Annotated in this window: 14 protein-coding genes and 4 tRNA genes; 10 read left to right on the plus strand and 8 right to left on the minus strand. The window is 35.9% G+C overall.

Features of this window, described 5'->3' with window-relative positions; genetic code table 11:
- The first annotated feature begins 102 nt into the window (after nt 1-102).
- Nucleotides 103-897 (plus strand): DUF2797 domain-containing protein, encoded by a 795-nt coding sequence (locus R1X58_RS07900; protein WP_240573784.1) that lies wholly within the window; start codon nt 103-105, stop codon nt 895-897.
- A 65-nt stretch (nt 898-962) separates the two neighbouring features.
- Here the strand turns inward: R1X58_RS07900 and rpsU are convergent, their stop codons facing one another.
- The 4 genes from rpsU to R1X58_RS07920 form a co-directional block, all read right to left on the minus strand.
- Nucleotides 963-1,157: a 30S ribosomal protein S21 gene (gene rpsU, locus R1X58_RS07905; protein ID WP_188216744.1), complete on the minus strand. Its 195-nt coding sequence runs from the start codon at nt 1,155-1,157 to the stop codon at nt 963-965.
- 32 nt (nt 1,158-1,189) lie between these two features.
- Nucleotides 1,190-2,053: a sigma-70 family RNA polymerase sigma factor gene (locus R1X58_RS07910; RefSeq protein ID WP_240573781.1), complete on the minus strand. Its 864-nt coding sequence runs from the start codon at nt 2,051-2,053 to the stop codon at nt 1,190-1,192.
- A 223-nt stretch (nt 2,054-2,276) separates the two neighbouring features.
- Nucleotides 2,277-4,940, minus strand: a complete 2,664-nt coding sequence (locus tag R1X58_RS07915) for an AsmA family protein (protein WP_240573779.1) — start codon at nt 4,938-4,940, stop codon at nt 2,277-2,279.
- A gap of 122 nt (nt 4,941-5,062) precedes the next feature.
- Nucleotides 5,063-5,767 carry a queuosine precursor transporter gene (locus tag R1X58_RS07920; protein ID WP_240573777.1) on the minus strand — a complete coding sequence of 235 codons (705 nt, stop codon included), beginning with the start codon at nt 5,765-5,767 and terminating at the stop codon, nt 5,063-5,065.
- A gap of 71 nt (nt 5,768-5,838) precedes the next feature.
- On the opposite strand from R1X58_RS07920, the gene folK reads away from it, so the two are divergent.
- The gene (folK, locus tag R1X58_RS07925; protein WP_240573775.1) at nt 5,839-6,969 is read left to right on the plus strand and encodes a 2-amino-4-hydroxy-6-hydroxymethyldihydropteridine diphosphokinase; all 1,131 of its coding nucleotides are present in this window, start codon (nt 5,839-5,841) and stop codon (nt 6,967-6,969) included.
- Here the strand turns inward: folK and R1X58_RS07930 are convergent.
- The 3 genes from R1X58_RS07930 to R1X58_RS07940 all read right to left on the minus strand — a co-directional run bounded on the left by R1X58_RS07930 (nt 6,966) and on the right by R1X58_RS07940 (nt 9,620).
- Nucleotides 6,966-7,379: a lipocalin-like domain-containing protein gene (locus R1X58_RS07930; protein WP_240573773.1), complete on the minus strand. Its 414-nt coding sequence runs from the start codon at nt 7,377-7,379 to the stop codon at nt 6,966-6,968. The genes folK and R1X58_RS07930 overlap by 4 nt on opposite strands.
- Nucleotides 7,380-7,459: 80 nt before the next feature.
- Nucleotides 7,460-9,004 carry a glycoside hydrolase family 28 protein gene (locus R1X58_RS07935; protein WP_240573770.1) on the minus strand — a complete coding sequence of 515 codons (1,545 nt, stop codon included), beginning with the start codon at nt 9,002-9,004 and terminating at the stop codon, nt 7,460-7,462.
- A gap of 76 nt (nt 9,005-9,080) precedes the next feature.
- The gene (locus R1X58_RS07940; protein ID WP_240573768.1) at nt 9,081-9,620 is read right to left on the minus strand and encodes an RNA methyltransferase; all 540 of its coding nucleotides are present in this window, start codon (nt 9,618-9,620) and stop codon (nt 9,081-9,083) included.
- Between the two features lie 124 nt (nt 9,621-9,744).
- On the opposite strand from R1X58_RS07940, the gene mutS reads away from it, so the two are divergent.
- From mutS to R1X58_RS07965, 5 genes are all read left to right on the plus strand, one after another.
- Nucleotides 9,745-12,357: a DNA mismatch repair protein MutS gene (gene mutS, locus R1X58_RS07945; RefSeq protein ID WP_240573759.1), complete on the plus strand. Its 2,613-nt coding sequence runs from the start codon at nt 9,745-9,747 to the stop codon at nt 12,355-12,357.
- Between the two features lie 118 nt (nt 12,358-12,475).
- A tRNA-Gly gene (locus R1X58_RS07950) sits at nt 12,476-12,547 on the plus strand.
- A gap of 25 nt (nt 12,548-12,572) precedes the next feature.
- A tRNA-Leu gene (locus R1X58_RS07955) sits at nt 12,573-12,656 on the plus strand.
- A gap of 212 nt (nt 12,657-12,868) precedes the next feature.
- Nucleotides 12,869-12,940 (plus strand) — tRNA-Gly (locus R1X58_RS07960).
- Nucleotides 12,941-12,965: 25 nt separating this feature from the next.
- Nucleotides 12,966-13,049, plus strand: a tRNA-Leu gene (locus R1X58_RS07965).
- 47 nt (nt 13,050-13,096) lie between these two features.
- Here R1X58_RS07965 and R1X58_RS07970 read toward each other — a convergent pair.
- A complete protein-coding gene (locus tag R1X58_RS07970; RefSeq protein WP_240573748.1) occupies nt 13,097-13,873 on the minus strand; it encodes an XRE family transcriptional regulator in 777 nt (258 codons plus the stop codon).
- Between the two features lie 55 nt (nt 13,874-13,928).
- Between R1X58_RS07970 and R1X58_RS07975 the strand changes: the two genes are divergently transcribed.
- From R1X58_RS07975 to R1X58_RS07985, 3 genes are all read left to right on the plus strand, one after another.
- Nucleotides 13,929-16,910, plus strand: a complete 2,982-nt coding sequence (locus tag R1X58_RS07975) for a DNA polymerase III subunit alpha (protein WP_240573746.1) — start codon at nt 13,929-13,931, stop codon at nt 16,908-16,910.
- A complete protein-coding gene (gene dinB / locus R1X58_RS07980; protein ID WP_240573744.1) occupies nt 16,910-18,127 on the plus strand; it encodes a DNA polymerase IV in 1,218 nt (405 codons plus the stop codon). The genes R1X58_RS07975 and dinB overlap by 1 nt, the downstream gene beginning before the upstream one ends.
- A 269-nt stretch (nt 18,128-18,396) precedes the next feature.
- Complete coding sequence (locus R1X58_RS07985; RefSeq protein WP_240573733.1) at nt 18,397-21,006, plus strand: alkaline phosphatase D family protein; 2,610 nt, start codon at nt 18,397-18,399, stop codon at nt 21,004-21,006.
- Nucleotides 21,007-21,011 lie beyond the last annotated feature (5 nt).

Here is a 21,011-nt window from a genome sequence, read left to right on the forward strand (position 1 = left end):
ATTTTTTTTGTTGAAAAGTAAAAGCAAAATTCACATTTAGATTTATTCTTTAAATGTTCGTAATTTTGAAGGGAATTACAAAAAACAATAAAAAGAAAGCAGATGACTTACCAAGGGGTTTTAACGAAAATGGAAACAGAATACGCATCGCCTATTCAATATTATTTAGTGTTTGATAACGACTTTATAAACATGAATCAGTTGTTGGATAAACATATTTCCATAGAGTTTGTTAGATACCAGTGTTTAAACTGCGGATTAGATAAGCCTATTTATCGTCAGGGCTTTTGTAAAAGTTGTTTTTTTGATGTGCCACAGGCAGCCGACTGGATTATGCGTCCGGAATTGAGTACGGCACATTTAGGAAAAGAAGATCGGGATTTGGAGTACGAAAAGAAAATGCAGTTACAGCCGCATATTGTGTATCTGGCAAATTCCAGTAGTGTAAAAGTAGGGGTGACCAGAAAATCTCAGGTGCCTACACGTTGGATAGATCAAGGAGCACATGAAGCCATTGAAATTGTTGAGGTGCCTAACCGGTATCTTGCAGGAATTACCGAGGTGGCTTTAAAAGAATACGTATCTGATAAAACCAATTGGCGTACTATGTTAAAAAATGATATAGAAGATGAAAATTTGGTGGAATGGCGTGAGCGTTTAAAACAATATATCCCAGATGAAGCTAAAGAGTATTTTATTGAGAGCAATTCGGAAACCAATTTGGAGTATCCGGTACATCAATATCCATTAAAACCTAAAAGTTTAAATTTAGGAAAAACACCAAGTTATCAGGGAGTGTTAAAAGGAATAAAAGGACAATATTTAATTTTTGAAGACCAAACAGTTTTTAATGTGCGCAGTAATGAAGGTTTGGTAGTGAATATTACTATTCAGTAATTAAATAATGAAATAAAAAAATCACGCTTTTGGCGTGATTTTTTTAATATCCTAAAAGGAACGATTTATATATCTTCCTGATCTCTTAAGTTTTGGATATATTCCGCCTTTTGAATTTGACGTCTTCTTTTAACCGATGGTTTTGTGAAAAATTGATTATCTCTCAAGTTTTGCATCACCTTAACGTTTCTGTGTTTACGTTTGTAGCGTTTCAGTGCGCGTTCAATGTTTTCCCCTTCTTTAATTTCAATTCTTAACATATAGTTTATTTATAGAGTGAGTGTATTCAGGACTATCCCAAATACGTTTTTAAAATTTTACTTTTCGATGTATGCTTTAATCTTCTGATGCCTTTTTCTCTTATCTGGCGAACGCGTTCGCGTGTTAAATCGAACGTTTTTCCTATTTCGTCTAAACTCATTGGCGGTTGATTGCTCAATCCAAAATTTAAACGAATAATGTCGCTTTCTTTTTGTGATAAAGTATCTAAGGCTCTGTTTATTTCTGTACTTAACGATTCATTCATTAAGTATCTATCCGGGTTTGGCGAATCGCCTGCCGAAACCACATCATATAAATTTGAGGTTTCGCCTTCTTTTAATGGTGCATCCATGGATAGGTGGCGTCCGGAATTCTTCATGGATTGTTTAACATCGCTAACGGTTAAATCTAGTTCCTGAGCAATTTCTTCGGCGCTGGGAGCACGCTCGTGTGTCTGTTCTAAAAACGAATAGGCCTTATTAATTTTGTTAATCGAGCCAATTTTGTTCAAAGGTAATCTAACTATTCGAGATTGTTCGGCTAAAGCTTGAAGAATTGCTTGTCGAATCCACCAAACAGCATACGAAATGAACTTAAAACCACGTGTTTCGTCAAAACGCTTGGCTGCTTTTACCAATCCGGCATTCCCTTCATTAATTAAATCGGGTAGGGTAAGCCCCTGATTCTGGTATTGTTTAGCTACCGAAACAACAAAACGTAAGTTGGCTGTTGTTAACCTGTCTAAAGCCACCTGATCACCTTGTCTGATACGTTGCGCCAGCTCGACTTCTTCATCTGCTGTAATCAGTGGAATTTTGCTTATGTCCTGCAAGTATTTGTCAAGGGATTTAGACTCTCTGTTGGTTACTTGTTTTGTGATTTTAAGTTGCCTCATTTATACTTTTTTCTGTTTTAAAATATATCTAACCCACATTATAATATTTTAATTGAAAAAAGCAAGGAAACTTGCATTTCTTTAACATAAAACCCTTCATTTTGAGCTGAATACTTCAAATTTGATGAAAATTAAGTCTGTTTTCAGGTGTTTTTTAGAAATTCAATAAAAAAGGCAGGTTGTGTAAACCTGCCTTTTTTGAAATTTTATTTTATCGATATTTTTAATTCACGGTATCTGTTTTTTTCTTTTTGCCTCCTAAAAGACCGCCTAAAACATTTTTCACATTTTCTTTAATCTGTTCCTGTGAAGTGGTTTTGGTTTCTGCCTCCTGAGTTAAAGTTGAATCTGTACTGGTTGTGGTTTTAGAAGATGAAGTGCTCCCGGTTAATCCGCCTAATAAATTATTGAGTTCATTTTTACCTTGACCAATTAATTTTTGTTTTTGAATTTCTGTTAACTGACTCGTTAAATTTTTAACGCCACTTGTTAAGTCGGTTGACACCTTCGGGTCTGTATAACTACCGGAAATATTTGCAGTAATAGGTACCTTAATATCATTAACTTTACTGTCGTTTATACTGCTGATAAGTTTGTTAATATCGTTTCCTAAATATTTTGCAGGGACATCAAATACCGCGCTATAAGCCATGGTTTTGTCGAAGCCGTGGGATCCAGAAACTTCAATGGCAATATCCTGATATTTAAAAGTGAAAGGTTTTACGGTAACTTTTCCGTTAGCAAATTCTAAATAAGCTTTTAAGTCGTTAAAGCTGAATTTATCAAAATCAACAAAACTTAAGGAGCTTTCCAGTTTGTTTAAAACCTGTGCATTTTGTGGGTCTACTTTTGTAGTTAATAATTCCGCGGCAGCGTCACCAAAAAGGGTATTTAAATTTGGAGTAAAATCCTGAGTTAAATCGCCTTTTAAATTTAGTTTCGTGTTTAATTTTCCTTGTAAAGCTTTAGCAATAGGGGCGATGCTTTGAAACATATCTAAACCAGCAAAAGATTCGGCGATATCGAAATTTTCGGCACCTAAATCTAAATTAAATGTTGGTGTTTCGTTTTTTGTAGAAACATTACCCGAAACCGCTAAATTACCATTAAACAGTTTTGATGTTAGGTTGTTTAATGTAGCCTGTTGGTCTTTAATCACCAGTGAGCCTTTAACGTCTTTCAGTTTTAAATTGTCGTAAGTTACATTCGCTGCATTGGCGTTTATAGTACAATCTAAAAATGCTGGAATTTTTAAACTCTCCGTATTACTTGTGGTTGTTGAGGTTTTTTGTTCTTCTGAAGTTGTTGTTTCTTCATCGGAAGTCATAAAATCGCTCAGTACAAAATTATTGGAGTTTACATTAAAGTTTCCTTTTAAGGTGCTGTCGCTTAGTAAAAATCCGAGTAAATTGTTAATTGATCCATTGGCGCTAATATCACTACTTCCTGTGGTTGCATTAAAGTTATTAAGTGTAACCGTTGAAGGATTAAATGTCATATCGGCTTTTGAAATGCTCACGGGATTTGCCATGTCTTCGGAAGCGAATTTAAAGTCGGAAACACTCATGGTTCCTGAGCTTTTTATGCGCTCGTATGCATTGGTCTCAATGGCATTCATGTCGAAAGCGGTGTGGATATTAGCTTTTAAAATACCACTTAATTCCTGATCTAATTCCAACGGATAGGCTTTGGTTAAATTCCCTAAGTTTAACGTGCCATCAACATTAGCATTAACCAGCATATTTTTGGTTAAATTTTTAATGGTTGCCGACGATTTGAAAACATCTTTATCTATTCTAAAGTTTAGGGTGTTGATATTTACATAGGTGTCATCAACGTTACCGGTTTCATTTTTAATTTCTGTATTGATAATGATATTTTCAACCGACTTAGGTAAATCTGGATATTTAAATGATGCATTGTTTGAAGTAATACTGATGTCTAAAGTCGGAATCGTTTCTTCGGTTACTTTACCTTTCACAATACCTTTAACTTTAAAATCGCCTGTAGTTTGCACGTCTTCTATGCTTTTTGAATAGTTAGCAGGAATAACCGCTAAGAAATCTTTAAATGTAGAACCCGGATTTTCGAAAGTAATGTCGATATCCTGACCTTCTTCAATAAGCTGAACAAAACCATGAAATTCTAAAGGCAGTTGATTAATAAACGCCTTATTGTCTTTAAAGGTATATTTGCTGTTTTCTAAATCTAAATCGATTAAAGCATCTAATTTAATGTGGTTGTTGCTTAGGTACGCGGTGCTATCCATACTGAAGCTTACAAGGGCTTCAGTATTGGTGTCCAGCTCTGAAATAGTTCCTGAAAATGTTCCTTTTCCAGTATGGTTTAATTCTGTAATGCTGAATTGTATTTTAGAAGCTTCATCTAAATAGTTAAACGAACCGTTATTAATGCTGTAGTTTTCAATATCGAACGCAAAACCGCTATCGCTGGTTGTTTCTGTTTCTGTTGTTGAGCCGTCCTCTTTTGCGATGTCATAATTACTTTTGCCTTCGGCATTTGTTTTTAGGTTAACCAAGGCATCATCAATAGAAATGGAATTTATAGTTAACGGACCATCTTCAGTATTTTTAAATAATTCTTTAACCGACATGGTAAAGGAGATATTCTTAGTGCTCACCAAGGTGTCGCCTTTAAACGGTTCGAAATTGGTAATCACTAAATCGTTCACTTCAACATGGGCCTGCGGAAAACTTTTAAGTAAACTCAAACTCACATCACTAAATTCGACATTTGCATTGACGTTCTGGTTAATAAAGGTTTTAACCATGTCTTTTATCTGACCTTTAAAAGCAAATGGTAACGCTATTAAAATCACTAAAATAATTAGCACAGACAGACCTAAAATTTTTAAAGCTTTCTTCATAAATATGGGGTATTATGTTTTATGAGTAGGTTATAGGTTTAATAATGAGTTACTTTATATACGCAAATGTCACCAGAAAAGTTTGAAACTAAGAATTTTCTTCGTTAAGTTTTTTATAAAAATTAAAGCAAAAGAATTTCTTCATTCATCTTTAAATTAAAGCGCTTTCTAAACAGGTAAACGCCTAAATACATAAACGGCGTATCACAAAGTGCAACTAATATTTTAAAAAAGAATCCAGATAGGATAAGTCCGAGAAAATTTTCCCATGGAATAATATGAAAAATGCAAAGCAAACCAACAACGGTAAAGGTATCTACAAATTGAGAAATAAATGTTGAAAAGTTATTGCGTAACCATAAATGTTTGCCTTTAGTTAAACTTTTCCAGTAATGATAAATCTGTATGTCAATAAACTGTGCAAAAAGATAAGCCATCATACTGGCAAAAACCGCAAGTACGGTATTTCCAAAAACGGTTTTAAACATGGTGTCGTCTACAGGAGACCAGCTTGTGGCGGGTACAATGCTCGAGACGTAAACAATAAGTAGTGAGAATGCCGAAGCAAATATACCAGCAACAACCACTTGATTGGCTCGTTTTTTACCGTAAATTTCACTAATTAAATCGGTGATTAAAAAGGTAATGGGATAGGGAAGAATACCAACTGAAATTTCAAAAAGTTTCGATCCGAAAATTTCAATATCAAACGGATACCAGTAAAAAAACTTCTGAAATATTAAGTTCGAAACCACCAGCGAGGTAATAAATAGAGCCCCTAAAAGCATATAAATACGTTGGGCAGCGAGTTTATCTTTTAAAGTCATGCAATTTGTGAATAAATACGATTAGTAAATATAAAGTAATAAAATTTGTTTTAGTTATTTTGCCGTTACTTATGATGCAACCCACAACATTTCATATCGCTTTAGGAAGTAATAAAGGCGATAAACTTAAAAACTTACAGCAGGCGGTAAATTTAATTTATCAGCGTATTGGTGTGATTACTCAGATTTCTAAAGTGTATGAGTCACCGGCTTTTGGTTTTGAAAGTGACGATTTTTATAATTGTTGTTTAGCATTGCAAAGCGATTTAGAACCCCAGCAGGTTTTAGATGTTTTATTAGCAATTGAAATTGAATTAGGGCGCGTACGAACCAATCCCAATGCTTACGAAGCACGTACTATAGATCTGGATATTGTTTTAGTTGAAGATGAAATTATTTCTACCGAAACGTTGATTGTGCCACATCCGGAAATGCAAAAGCGAAAATTTGTGTTGTTGCCGTTGAACGATATTGCAGTAAAAGTTGAACATCCGGTTTTAAAAAAGAGCATTGGAGCTTTGTTGGATGAATGTGACGATACTTCGGTTTTAGAGCCTATTGCTGAGGTGTTGCATAACCCGAGCGCGGATTTCGATTTTTCAACTTTTAATTATATTGCTATAGAAGGGAATATTGGTGCCGGAAAAACGAGTTTAGCCACTAAAATTTCGAATGATTTTAATGCTAAGCTTATTTTAGAACGCTTCGCTGATAATCCGTTTTTACCACAGTTTTACAAGGATGCCAGTCGCTATGCGTTTCCGTTAGAGATGTCTTTTTTAGCCGACCGCTATCAACAAATTAGTGATGATTTATCGCAGCTCGATTTGTTCAAAGATTTTATTGTTAGCGATTACGATGTGTTTAAGTCGCTTATTTTCTCGAAAGTGACTTTGCAGGAAGATGAGTTTAATCTGTATAGAAAGCTTTTTTACTTAATGTATAAAGAGTTGCGTAAGCCTGATTTGTATGTGTATCTCTATCAGAATACCGAACGTTTACAGCAAAACATTAAAAAGCGTGGTCGCGATTACGAACAGAATATTGCTGATGAGTATCTTGAAAAAATAAACGCGGGTTATCTGGAATTTTTAAAAACTCAAACCGATTTTAACGTAAAAATTATAGATGTCTCTAACAAAGACTTTGTAAATAACCGTGAAGATTATTTGTGGGTTTTACAGGAGATTTTTTCTAATTAACTTTTTGAAAGTGTCAAGTTATGAGACGTTAGAATTATTTTGTTGTCAAGTTCTTCGGCGTTTAGAAAAACGGTAACATTATTAGTGTTGCTTTCGTTGAAATTAAGTTTAACGTCCGATTTCATTGTGAGATTGAAATCACCTTCCTCTATTTGTTTAGGTTCATCTAATTTCCAAGTGCCTTGAATAATTTTTGTTGAAGAACCGTCATTAAAAGTAATTTCAGCAGAGAAATCATCTTTAAATATTACGTTTTTAATTTTATTTTCAGTTTCAGAATCTTCTGAAAGTCTCCAGTTTCCAATTAGTTCCGATGTTGTTATTGTTGTGTCTTTAGTTTCTTTTTTAATTTCACAATTTGAAAATAAGACAATAGCAAAAACAAGGAATATTGATTTTAATAGTTTCATGATTGATGATGAATTTTTTGATTCTAAATCAAACATACCATTTCATTGAGAAAAATCAAAACTCAGAAGTAAGAAAATTATTATTTTAAAAACTTCACGTTATTTAAAGTCGCTTCTTCATTTGGAAACTCTAAAGCAGAAGATTCTGTTTTAATTTCAACGTTTTCTAACGAGATATTTTCACCGCCAAGAATATCAATTACATGATCTGGAGTTTCAATTTTTGCGTTAGAAATGTTTACATTTTTTCCGTCGTTAATAATTATGAGACCTGAGCTGTTTGCGTCAACATTATCAATGGTTAAATTGGTCAATGGTGATTCCGGAATACCATAAACCTTTAAGAAATGCGTGCTGTTTTCTATAATTAGGTTGGTCATAGAAACGTCTTTGTAAAACGGTGTTAGTTTATTTACAGGTCTGGCTGGTAAACGCTCAGCCAATTCACCAACATAAGCAGGTGTTCCTAACATATCCCATTTTATGGCTGTGGCTTCTAAATTCATACGAATGCGGTCGTAATACAGGTACTCGCCACCACCGCCTCTTGGTCTGCGCGTTTTAAAACGAATACCAACAACGGTGCCTTCAAACACACAGTCATGAACATATAAATTTCTTATGACGCCTGCAGTTTCACTTCCGCAGGTAATACCGCCATGCCCTTTTTGCGCCAGACAGTAACGTACCACCACGTTTTCGGTAGGTTTATTAACTTTCATGCCGTCTTCACCACGACCAGATTTCATGGTAAAACAATCGTCTCCGGTATTTAATGTCGAGTATTCAATAAGTACATTTTTAGACGATTCGATATCGATACCATCACCACGAGGAATACCGTAAGAATTCACATAAACACCTCGAATAATCACATTGTCACAATAGGTTGGTACGATATTCCAGAAGGCCGTATTTTCTAATGAAACGCCTTCAATATATACTTTTTTACAGTTGATAGGTGAAATGAATTTTGGAGGGAAAATCCAGTCTTCTTTCGAGCCATCATGAATACGTTCTTCAGCTGGTTTATTTAAATCTACTAAAGTTTCAATAGGCTTCATGTAAGAGCGCGCTTTGATTTCTCCGTCAAATGGCCCGATAAGCTTTCCGTTTCCGGTAATAGCAATATTTTCTTGGTTATTTGCGTAAATACAAGCAGCAAGCGACATCACTTCTAAACTTTCAACGCGCGTAAAAACGGCTGGTTGATAGTCTTTGACATCGGTGCTAAAACGAAGTACGGCGCCGTCTTCAAAATGAAGATTCACATTGCTTTTTAAAGCAATACGTCCAGTAAGCCATTCGCCTTCAGGAATGATAACTGTTCCTCCTCCTTGTGTACTTATGGTGTCGATAGCTTGTTGAATAATATTTGTTATTAAACTAGCAGTGACTTCAATTTTATCTTTAATGTTGATACTTCTATCAGGGAAACTTGGCTTTACAAATTCGGGCATAGCAAACGGTGCGGTTACCGGAGCAATGGTGTCTGGTAATACGGTACGGCCTACCTGTTCTTTGGTTGGGATACTTTCCAGTTTGCTGTAATCTGGTCCGACCTTGATTTCAGTTTTACAACTGGTGAATAAAGCTAAAGATAGTATGGTGATAAAAGCTCTCATTTTAGTTCTTATTGGTAATAATTAACGTAAAACTATAGATTTAAAACCTACATTGCTGTTGGTTTTGTTCAGCGGTTTATTCTGTAATTGTTTTTAGTTTGCTGAATATATCCCAAACCACCACACCACAACTCACCGAAATATTTAGGGAGTGTTTTGTGCCATATTGCGGGATTTCAATCACTGTATCGCTTGCTGATACCACTTTTTGTGCTACACCTTTTACTTCGTTACCAAAAACTAAAGCATATTTGGTATTGGCTTCAGGGGTAAAGTTGTCAAGCATGGTGGCGTTTTCGGCCTGCTCGATGGAACAGATTTTAACGTTTTCGGCTTTTAAGCGGTCCACTAAATCCATCGTGTTTTCAACGTATTCCCAATCTACAGTCTCGGTACTTCCCAATGCGGTTTTATGAATGTCTTTATGTGGTGGCGTTGCCGTAATACCGCATAAATAAATCTTTTCAATTAAAAAGGCATCGCTGGTTCTAAAAACTGACCCGATATTATTTAAACTTCTAATGTTGTCTAAAACAATAATGATGGGTTTTTTTTCAACCTGTTTAAAATCTTCAACGCTTAATCGGTCTAATTCGCTATTTTTTAATTTACGCATGGTGGTTTTAATGTCAATATTCTGTAGATAACTTATAGCGTTTCCATTTCAAAAACCACTAAAATTATGCTACTTTAGCACTCCTACAATTGATGCAAAAATAACATTAAAAAACTACTTACCCTTGGCTAAGAACGCAAAAAAAGAAACTCCGTTAATGAAACAGTATAATAGCATTAAAGCAAAATATCCTGATGCTTTATTGTTATTTCGTGTGGGGGATTTTTATGAAACCTTTGGAGATGATGCCGTAAAAGCAGCCGGAATTTTGGGGATTATATTAACAAAACGAGGTGCAGGAAGTGAGACTGAAACGGCTTTGGCAGGGTTTCCGCACCATTCGTTAAATACCTATTTACCAAAGCTGGTAAAAGCCGGGCAACGGGTAGCCATTTGCGATCAGTTAGAAGATCCGAAGCAAACCAAAACCATTGTAAAGCGAGGGGTTACCGAATTGGTAACGCCGGGTGTGGCTTTAAATGATGAGGTTTTGGTGTCGAAATCGAATAACTTTTTGTGTTCGGTGTATTTCGATAAAAAACACATTGGTGTTTCGTTTTTAGACATTTCGACGGGTGAGTTTTTAACTTCTCAAGGGAATGCTGAGTATGTTGATAAGTTGCTTCAAAATTTTAGTCCGAGTGAAGTATTGGTGTCGAAGCAAAAGCGCATGTTGTTTAACGAGACCTTCGGAAACGATTTTCATACGTTTTATTTAGAAGACTGGGTATACCAAACCGATTATGCTTACGAAACCTTAACCAAGCATTTCGATACAAAAACACTAAAAGGTTTTGGGGTTGAAGAATTGTATGAAGGTATTATTGCGTCAGGCTCCATTTTGCATTATCTGGCCGAAACACAGCATAATAAATTACAGCATATTACCTCTATTTCAAGAATTGCCGAAGACGATTATGTGTGGATGGATAAATTCACCATCCGAAATTTAGAGCTTTATAATTCTACCAATAATAATGCGGTAACGCTTTTAAATATTATCGATAAAACCATTTCGCCAATGGGTGGGCGTATGCTAAAGCGTTGGTTGGCATTGCCTTTAAAAAACGCAGGTAAAATTAAACAGCGTCATGAGGTGGTCGATTATTTAACCAAGGAAACGTCGGTTCACCAAAAAATACAAAATCAAATTAAGCATATTGGCGATTTAGAACGTTTAATTTCTAAAATAGCCACGGCGAAGGTAAGTCCCCGTGAGGTTATTCAGCTTAAAAATTCACTGGAAGCTATTGTTCCTATAAAATCTATTGCGACTAACAGTTCGAATGAATCGTTAAAAATTATTGGTGATAATTTGCAAAGTTGCGATGTGCTTCGTGAAAAAGTTAAGGAAATGCTTAATGAAGATGCGCCGGTAAATATTTTAAAAGGAAGCACTATTGCTGCTGGTTTTTCTGCCGAATTAGACGAGTTGCGAAACTTGTCTAAATCTGGAAAAGATTATTTAGATGATATGCTCGAGCGTGAAAGCGAACGCACGGGAATTACCTCTTTAAAAATAGCCTCAAATAACGTATTTGGGTATTATATTGAAGTACGAAATACGCATAAAGATAAAGTCCCTGAAGATTGGATTAGAAAACAAACTTTAGTTAATGCTGAGCGCTATATTACCGAAGAATTAAAGGAATACGAAGCTAAAATTTTAGGTGCTGAAGACCGTATTCTGGCAATCGAACAGCAGTTGTTTGCCGAATTGGTGGGGTGGATGAATCAGTATATAAAACCAGTTCAACAGAATGCCTTTTTAATTGGTCAGTTAGATTGTTTATGTGGTTTTGCACAATTGGCGAAAGACAACCATTATGTGTATCCAGCCATTGAAGAATCCTTCGATTTAGAAATTAAAGACGGACGCCATCCGGTTATTGAAAAGCAATTGCCTATTGGGGAAGCTTATATTGCGAATGATGTGTTCTTGGATAGAACCGCTCAGCAAATCATTATGATTACCGGACCAAATATGTCTGGTAAATCGGCTATTTTGCGTCAAACAGCCCTTATTGTGTTATTGGCGCAAATGGGAAGTTTTGTTCCAGCACAATCAGCAAGAATTGGTTTGGTCGATAAGATTTTCACCAGAGTAGGAGCGAGCGATAATATCTCCATGGGCGAATCGACCTTTATGGTAGAGATGAATGAGACAGCTTCTATTTTGAATAATATTTCAGAACGAAGTCTGGTGTTATTAGATGAAATCGGACGTGGTACCAGTACATACGATGGTATATCTATTGCCTGGGCTATTAGTGAATATTTACACGAACATCCGGCGAAACCAAAAACCTTGTTTGCAACGCACTATCATGAGTTGAATGAAATGACCGAAACGTTTAAACGTATTAAAAACTTTAATGTGTCGGTTAAGGAATTAAAAGATAATGTACTATTCTTAAGAAAACTTGTTGAAGGAGGAAGCGAGCATAGTTTTGGTATTCATGTGGCGAAAATGGCAGGTATGCCGCAGCAGGTTTTACGTCGCGCGAACCAGGTTTTGAAGAAATTGGAGAAGTCGCACTCTAGTGAGGAGCTTACCGAGAAGGTGAAATCGATGGAAAATGAAATGCAGTTAAGCTTTTTTAATTTAGACGATCCCTTACTTGAAAATATAAAAGAAGAAATATTAGAAACTGATATCGATACACTTACGCCAGTGGAAGCCTTGATGAAATTAAATGAAATTAAGCGTATGTTGGTTAAAAAGAAACAGGCTTAAAATTATTTTTTATTTTTTTCGAAAAAAAGCTTTGTACTTCTAATAAATGTACTAAATTTGCAACCGCAATCACGAATTGCACGCCTGTTAATAATAGGTGACGATCATAAAAATGACTGCGAAAGTAGCTCAGGGGTAGAGCATCACCTTGCCAAGGTGAGGGTCGCGGGTTCAAATCCCGTCTTTCGCTCTGATACTTTCAAAAAATATACCATGCTGAAGTGGTGGAATTGGTAGACACGTTGGACTTAAAATCCAATGAACATTAGTTCGTGCGGGTTCAAGTCCCGCCTTCAGTACTAAAGCCTTTACGATTTTCGTGAAGGCTTTTTTTGTGTTTGAAAGTTAAATTGTATTCCTGTGTATTTTGTTGATTTTCAATATTTTATTTGGTTTCGTGTTCGTTTTTTGAAATTTTTATTTTAAAAAGAAATAAAAAGCTTTGTAGTTTTAATAATTATAGTAAATTTGCACCCGCAATAGCAATATTGCACGTTCATAATAAATGACTGCGAAAGTAGCTCAGGGGTAGAGCATCACCTTGCCAAGGTGAGGGTCGCGGGTTCAAATCCCGTCTTTCGCTCTGATACTTTCAAAAAATATACCATGCTGAAGTGGTGGAATTGGTAGACACGTTGGACTTAAAATCCAATGAACATTAGTTCGTGCGGGTTCAAGTCCCGCCTTCAGTACTAAAGCCTTTATGATTTCCGTAAAGGCTTTTTTTTTGCTTAAAAATTTAGGAGATTATGTTGGTCTTTTTTAGTTGTTCCAGTTCCACACCCAATTCCTGAAACATTTGTATAATGCTGCTTATTTTTAGCTCACTCTCATCGTATTCCTGAGTGTTTATACAACAGGTAAATTCCCATAATTCTAAAATGTCTTTCTTGTGTATTTCGTATGGTTGATAGTTTCTGTTGTCTGAATGTAGTGTTAACATTTCATCTTGTTCGGCGGCTTTAATACGTTTGTAAACAATACCTTCATTCAGGGTTAAAATAATATAAGTTCTTCCGTATTTTATATCCTGAATATTTTCAACGTAACGCGCTACAACATACGACCCATCTCTTACCGGGAGCATGGAGTCGCCTTTTATTGGAAAGGTGCGGTGTTTTCCTGACGGAAGAAATGGTAGTTTAATTTTTTCGAGCTGCTCGATATATTCCGGGTCGTCATAGCCATTTAAGTAACCGGCAGTAGCTTTATTGGGAACGATTTCAATAAGATCTTCGTTGTCCTCGCTTACTGTTATTGGAAATAAAATACGATGATTACCAATGTTTATAAACGACGTGTCTGAAACTTTCGTCAGGTTGTTTTTTACTAAAGCATCAATAGGCAGCTTGTAGTAATCTGAAATTTTAACCAATAGGTCTAAAGGTGGTTCAGACCGAGCTTCTTCATACGATCCCACTCGGGAACGTGTAATGTTCAGCTCGTCTGCCATTTGCTCTTGCGAAAACCCTTTTAAGGTTCTCAGGTACTTAAAGTTGACTGCGAAATAACTCATATGCTACAAAATTAAGCAATACTTACTACATATTGTAGTTAATTTTGTAAAATAATTGATAAAGCAGAAAACGTTGTATTTAAATTGTCATTCATATTACAGTTTACGGTATGGTACCATTACTCCTGAAAACCTGTTAAAAATTGGGCAGTATTACGGGATTAAAACTATGGCGTTAACCGATATTAATAACACATCGGCATGTTTAGATTTTATACGACTATCTGCTAATTATAATATAAAACCAGTTATTGGTGTCGATTTTAGAAACAAAGCGCAGCAGCAGTTTGTTGTGTTGGCGAGGAATAATAATGGGTTTAAGAATATAAATGATTATTTGTCGCATCATTTGCGTTATGATTTATTTTTTCCGAAGCGGGCTGAAACAATGCCCGATACCTTTGTTATTTATCCGTTTCAAAATGAAATAGAAATTGAAGTCTTGCGAGAGAATGAATTTATTGGAGTGTCTATAAAGGATCTTAATCGGTTTCGGTTTTCGAAATACATAAATCAATTAGATAAGGTTGTAATTCTACAAACGGTATCGTTTACAAATAAAAAAGATTTTAACACGCATCGATTATTACGCGCTATAGATAATAACACGCTGTTAAGTAAACTTCCAGCAGAACAACAAGGTACAATACACGACATTATAAAATCGGCAGACGATATTATAAAAGCATTCGAAGATTTTCCTGAAATAATTACGAATACCCAACGCTTACTAGATGTTTGTAATATAGATTTCGATTTTTCACAACAAAAACCAAATAATAAAAAAGCCTATACGGGTAATACAGGTTTAGATTTCAAATTACTTAAAAAGCTGGCTTATGAAGGTGTCGCTTATAGATATGCCGAGGTTAATGATGTCTTGTTAGATCGTATTGAAAAGGAGCTTAAGATTATAAAGGAAAAAGGCTTTGTTTCTTATTTTTTAATCAACTGGAAGATTTTAAAATACGCCCGTAGCAAAGGCTATTTTTATGTAGGTCGGGGTAGCGGCGCTAACAGTGTTATTGCGTATTTGTTACGTATTACCGATGTCGACCCAATAGAATTAGATCTGTATTTCGAACGCTTTATTAATTTGTACAGAACCAATCCGCCAGATTTTGATATTGATTTTTCCTGGAAAGATAGAGACGATATAACCAGATTCATTTTCGAACGGTTTGAGCACACCGCTTTAATTACGGTTTACAATACCTTTAAATACAAGGCGTCTATTCGCGAATTGGGTAAGGTTTTTGGTTTGCCAAAACATGAAATAGATGTGTTGACCTTAGGAAGTTTCAATTTTGAAGTTTTAGATGATTTATCAAAACTGGTAATTACCTATAGCAAACGCATTCAAGGGTTTCCTAATTATCTGGGCATTCATGCCGGAGGTATTCTTATTTCAGAAAAGCCAATACATTATTATACGGCCACGTTTATGCCACCTAAAGGCTATGTTACAACGCAGTTTGATATGGTTGTTGCTGAAGATATTGGTTTGTATAAATTCGATATTTTAAGTCAGCGTGGATTAGGAAAAATTAAAGATGCTGTCGAAATCGTAAAGTATAATAATCCGGATGATGTGCCTATCGATATTCATGATATTAAACGTTTTAAAGAAGACGATAACATTAAATTTCTGTTGAAGAATGCCAAGGCCATTGGTTGTTTTTATGTCGAATCGCCGGCCATGCGTATGCTGTTAAAAAAGCTTCAGGTTGATAATTATCTGGGGCTGGTAGCTGCGAGTTCGGTAATCCGGCCGGGAGTTGCAAAGTCGGGGATGATGCGCGAATATATTTTACGGTATCGGTATCCTGAACGCCGACGCGATGCACATCCGGTATTACGAGATATTATGCCCGAAACCTATGGTGTTATGGTGTATCAGGAAGATGTTATTAAGGTGGCGCATTTTTTTGCGGGTTTAAATTTAGGCGAAGCCGATATGTTGCGTCGGGGTATGTCTGGGAAATTCAGATCGAGAGAGGAGTTTTTAAAAGTTAAGGATGCATTTTTTGAAAACTGTAAAAAGTCGAATAAAGCATTAGACCTAACCAAGGAAATCTGGCGACAGGTTGAAAGCTTTGCAGGCTATGCTTTTGCCAAGGGGCACTCGGCATCATATGCCGTAGAAAGTTATCAGAGTTTGTTTTTAAAAGCGTATTATCCGTTGGAATATATGGTGGCAACTATTAATAATTATGGCGGATTTTATCAAACCGAATATTATGTGCACGAAGCGCGAATGCATGACGGTATTATTGAAGCTCCTTGCGTTAACAATAGTGGTATTGATACGGTTATTAAAGGAAAATCGATATACATTGGGTTTAAATTTTTACATGCTTTTGAAGATAAAATAGGAATAAAAATACTCAAAGAACGCCAGGCATACGGGGCTTTTTTCGATTTAGACGATTTTATAGATCGGGTGAACATCGGTATAGAGCAGCTTATTGTTTTAATTAAGATTAATGCCTTCCGTTTTACGGGAAAAAATAAAAGAGAATTACTGTGGGAAGCGCATATGAAAGTGAGTAAATCTGTAGTTAACGACCATGAAATAACCTTGTTTAAACCCAATAGAAAAGCCTTTGTTATTCCTGAATTGCCACAGACTCCTTTAGAAGACGCTTTCGATGAAATTGAATTGTTGGGGTTTTCATTATGTAGTCCGTTTCATTTGTTGCGTGAACCTTTAACAGACCCGATGTGCGCATTCGATTTGATTAATAATATTGGCCGTGTTATAACTATTCAAGGGTATTTAGTCACCGTAAAGCGCACGAAAACATCTAACGGAAAGATGATGTATTTCGGAACGTTTTTAGATGTCGCAGGCGATTTTTTAGATACGGTTCATTTTCCGCCGGTAGCCTTAAAATACCCGTTTCGAGGAAAAGGTATTTATAACATTACCGGTAAGGTGATTGAAGAGTTCGATTGTATAACTGTTGAGGTGTCTAAAATGGAGCGCTTGCCTATTATTGAAGATCCGAGATATTCAAATAAACCATTAGGGTGATGAGAAACGATAGGTCGATAGTTCATATGGATTTGGATACGTTTTTTGTATCCTGTGAACGTTTGTTGGATAACAGATTAGTTGGTAAACCTGTGTTAATTGGAGGAACGTCAGATCGTGGTGTAGTGGCGTCCTGTAGTTATGAGGCTCGCAAGTTTGGGATTCATTCAGCCATGCCCATGCGTATGGCAAAGCAGTTATGTCCTGAAGCGATTGTTTTAAGAGGGAATTCGGGAATTTATACTAAGTTTTCTAATGCGGTTACCGAAATTATTAAGGAAAGTGTGCCGCTTTATGAGAAATCGTCTATTGACGAATTTTATATAGATTTAACCGGAATGGATAAGTTTTTTGGGTGTCTTCAGTTGGCTTCCGAAATCCGGTCAAGAATTATTAAAGAAACTGGATTGCCTATTTCCTTTGGTTTATCTGCTAATAAAACCGTTTCTAAAATTGCAACGGGCGAAGCGAAGCCTAATAACCAAATTCAAATACCTGTGGGGCATGAAAAAATGTTTCTTTCTCCGTTATCGGTGAAGAAAATTCCAATGGTAGGCGATGTAACTTACAAAGCCATGTGCGATTTGGGAATTAAGCAGATTGAAACCATTCAAAAAATGCCTATGGAAATGATGTTTAAGGTATTTGGAAAAAATGGTATTGCTATTTGGAAAAAGGCTAACGGAATAGATAATAGTCCTGTGGTGCAGTATCGCGAAAGAAAATCAATTTCAACCGAACGTACCTTTGATAAAGACACCACCGATGTTAATAAACTTAAAAGTATTATTAGTGCCATGGCCGAAAATTTAGCCTACCAATTACGTCGCGGAAATAAATTAACGGCATGTATAACCTTTAAAATTCGATACTCCGATTTTCAAACCTATACCCAGCAAAAACGTATTCCTTACAGCGCAGCCGATCATCATATTATTCCAGTGGTTATGGAGCTTTATAATAAGTTATATCAACGCCGTTTACTGGTTAGATTAATAGGTGTTAAGTTTAGTCATTTGGTTGAAGGCGGTCATCAAATCGATTTATTTGAAGACGACGATAAAACCATCAGGCTCTACCAAGCACTCGATAATATGCGCGAGCGTTATGGAGATAGAGCTGTTATTCGCGCTTCCGGTATGGGAGCTAAAAGCATAAGTCGATGGAATCCGTTTAATGGAGATGCTCCTCCTTTGTTAGCTAATAGGAGGCAGTAAATTAAATAATTTTAACATCTTGTTTTTTTAAGGGTTTTTGATTTTTAATACGTTATTATATTCGAAGGCAGCATAATAATTACAGATTGTAAAATATATATAATGAACTGATATTTAGTTTGGTGTTAGTTTTGGTAGTTTGTAATTGATAAATATGTCCCCATTATTCGCATAAAAACTAGTGTAATTTTTAGTAAAGAATACAGAAATTTGTTAGGGGTATATATGCCGAATGTTAAAAAATGATTTTATAAAAAAAATATATAGTAATGAAACGTAGAGAATATTTAAAAACCATTGTTTTGGGATCTGTTTTGCCAATGGCATTTTCCAGTTATGGTTTGTCTTCACATATAGAAGAATTATGGGATTCTAAAAAGAAAGTCAAATTTAAAAGCCAGTGGGATAAATTTCAGGATATGAAATGGGCAGGGCCCGAGTATTGGGGAAACCGTTTGCAAGATTGGGAGATACGCAATGGAGCTGTCGAATGTGTGGTAGCAGGTAAAGAACGAAATCTGCATTTATTAACAGTCATGCATCAACATGGCGATTCTGCTTTAGATTTAGAAGTTACCATTGAAACCAAGGGTGCACTGCAAAATTATAAAAAAGGCTGCATAGGCATGCTTTTGGGCGCGAAGGGTAAATTTGACGATTATCGTTCGGCCGCCGTTTTCGGTAAAGGACTTGAAATAGGCTTAAATACCAAAGGACAACTTCAGGTTGGCGAGCAGGAAATAGAAACACCATTTTCTCAAATTCCAAAAAGTTTCAAATTACAAATCAAAACAAAGCCTTCAAAAAATGAAGAGCAAACATTAGTTGTTCGTATTTTAAATCCGGAAAATAACAAGGAATTATTTGAAAGTCCCGAGTTAAAGGTTAAAAATGAAGATTTAGCAGGCACATTTGCTTTACTTTCTAATATCGATTTGGGATGGAAAGTTGAAGATACACCAACATGTTCTTTTAAAGATTGGAAAATAGAAGGTGATGCACTTCAGGAAAATGAAACTCAGTTATTCGGTCCTGTTTGTTTTGCCCAATATACCTTGAATAAAGGGAAGTTAAAGTTAATGGCTCAGTGTTCACCATTTGAAAGTTTATCAGGTCATTCGGTTGGATTTGAGGTTTTCAAAGATGGAGAGTGGAAAACCATTTCTAAAGGCGAATTGGTTAACGATGGAAGAAACAAACTGTTTGAAGTAAAAAACTGGACCGAATCAAGCGATATTCCATACCGCATTTGTGCAGAGATTCCTCAGTCTAATGGTGTAAAACGTTATTATTATGAAGGAACCATTAAAGCTGAACCTAAAGATAAAGAAGATTTAAATATTGCAGTGCTAAATTGTAACATGCATTATGGTTTTCCAGATCAGGACATCGTGGATAATTTAAAGAAGTTGTCGTATGATGTTTGCGTGTTTTTAGGTGATCAGTTTTACGAAGGTACTGGTGGTTATGGCGTACAGTATGAAGGAGAGTATGATAAACGATGTTTAGATTTCTTAAGAAAATGGATGATGTTCGGATGGTCGTATCGAGAGGTGTTCCGTCATCACCCGTGTGGAATTATTACAGATGATCATGATGTCTTTCATGGAAATCTTTGGGGATGTGGGGGAACACATGCCGATACAAGTTTAGGTTTTGAATCTGCAGCTCAGGATACAGGTGGTTATAAAATGGATGCCGATTGGGTAAATATGGCCCAGTTTACGCAAACAGGTCATCTTCCGGATCCATATGACGCCACTCCAGTAAAACAAGGTATTAATGTGTATTACACGCAATGGGATTATGCAGGCGTGAGTTTTGCTATTTTAGAAGATAGAAAGTTTAAATCGGCACCTAAAACAGTACTTCCTGAAGAAGCCGATGTGTTTAATGGATTCATTAGAAATACAGAATTCGATATTAAAAAGCACAGAGATATTGATGCTGAATTGCTGGGACAAAGACAAGAAACATTCTTAAAAAATTGGGTAGATGACTGGTCTAACGATACGCAGATGAAAATCTTATTATCTCAAACAAATTTTGCAACTATTGCGACATTACCAAAAGGTGCAACGAGTGATGATATGGTACCTGGTTTACGCGTTCCAGAAAAAGGAGAATATGTTGAAGGCGATGATTTTACCAAAGATATGGATTCGAACGGATGGCCTCAAAATAAGCGAGATGAAACTTTAGAGATTATTCGTAAAGGCTTTACGTTTCATATTGCCGGAGATCAACATTTGGGAACTTTTGTGCAATACGGGGTTGAAGAGCATGGTGATAGCGGATTCGCATTTACTGGACCAGCGCTTAATAATATCTGGCCACGACGTTTTTGGCCACCAGTAAATTCAGCAAACCACTCTGTTGAAAACCCTGCATATAGAGGAGATTTTGAGGATGGCTTTGGGAATAAAATATCAGTACACGCTGTAACCAATCCTTTTGATCATCATAAAGAACCAGCTGTTTTATATAACAGATCCACAGGATTTGGTATGGTTTCGGTGAATAAAAAGAAACGAACCATTACCAGTTCGTGTTATGAAAGATTTAAAGATGTTACTAAGGAAGGTGCACAATATCCGGGTTGGCCAATTACGGTGACACAGGAAGATCAGCTGTTTAAAAAAGCAAAGTATGTACTTCCTGAACTTACAATAGCATCAGAAGTTTTACCGGTAGTTAGAATTGTTGATGAACATGACGAATTAGTATATTCATTACCGCTGTCAGAAAAAACATTTTTGCCTAAAGTGTATAAAAAGGGAAATTATACGATTCAGTTTTTGGTAAATAATGAATTAAAAAAGGAAATAAAGGCGGAAGCTTCAAATGAAAATTTAGGAGCTATTACTGTTTGGATTTAATCATT

The sequence above is a fragment of the Aestuariibaculum lutulentum genome, from assembly GCF_032926325.1.
Classification (GTDB): domain Bacteria; phylum Bacteroidota; class Bacteroidia; order Flavobacteriales; family Flavobacteriaceae; genus Aestuariibaculum; species Aestuariibaculum lutulentum.